The organism is Legionella worsleiensis (assembly GCF_001467535.1).
Lineage (GTDB): Bacteria > Pseudomonadota > Gammaproteobacteria > Legionellales > Legionellaceae > Legionella > Legionella worsleiensis.
Map to the genome: position 1 here is coordinate 228,278 of NZ_LNZC01000022.1, position 939 is coordinate 229,216.

The following is a 939-nucleotide window of genomic DNA, read 5'->3' on the forward strand; positions in this document are numbered from 1 at the left end:
CTTGAAGACTACCAATTTCAATATCAAAATGTTATGTTCGCCTCAGCAAGACGCAAAGGAAGAATTACATGGTCAATTACAGGCGAGATCAAACTCGAGGTGCAACTTATTTTTTTACTTTAACGTTAAAAAATAGAAAATCAGATTTATTAATAAAATACATCCCATTATTAGGAAGGTCTATTCGCCGTGCGAAAAAGAATAATCCGTTTCGTATCAAATCAATAGTGGTATTACCTGAGCACTTGCATCTGATTATGGAACTTCCGGAGGGTGACTTGGATTATTCGACTCGAGTGCGTCAATTAAAAACATATTTCTCTCAAGAGATCAAATTATTGGGTATTCCATTATTCAAAAATGCCCGAGATGAGTATAATTTGTGGCAAAGACGATTTTGGGAACATCGAGTACGTGATGAGTCTGATTTGTGTCATCACATAGACTATATTCATTTTAATCCAGTTAAGCATGGTCTAGTACAAAGGGTTATCGACTGGCCTTATTCAAGTTTTCATAATTATGTCAGGCAAGAAATTTTACCGAAAAATTGGGGCGGCAAGTCTCTGCACGGTGAGTTTGGAGAATGAAGTCCTGGTTGCAAGCAACCAGGCTACATGCTAAAGGGATTAATCTTCAAAGAATTCGTCACAGGGTGTTGCGGTGGTAGCCTGGTTGCTTGCAACCAGGATTTTGTCTGGCCTTATTCAAGTTTTCATAATTATGTCAGGCAAGAAATTTTACCGAAAAATTGGGGCGGCAAGTCTCTGCACGGGGAGTTTGGAGAATGAAGTCCTGGTTGCAAGCAACCAGGCTACATGCTAAAGGGATTAATCTTCAAAAGCTTGGTCACTAACTCATGTTACGCACGATCAATTTTAGGCTGCCATTTTTTTTAGCTCCTGCCAAGCAATCTGGTTCGCTCTAACAATAAGTTTA

Annotated in this window: 1 protein-coding gene; it reads left to right on the forward strand. The window is 39.1% G+C overall.

Annotated elements, in window-relative coordinates:
- The first annotated feature begins 68 nt into the window (after nucleotides 1-68).
- The gene (locus tag Lwor_RS09575; protein ID WP_058493665.1) at nucleotides 69-590 is read left to right on the forward strand and encodes an REP-associated tyrosine transposase; all 522 of its coding nucleotides are present in this window, start codon (nucleotides 69-71) and stop codon (nucleotides 588-590) included.
- Nucleotides 591-939 lie beyond the last annotated feature (349 nt).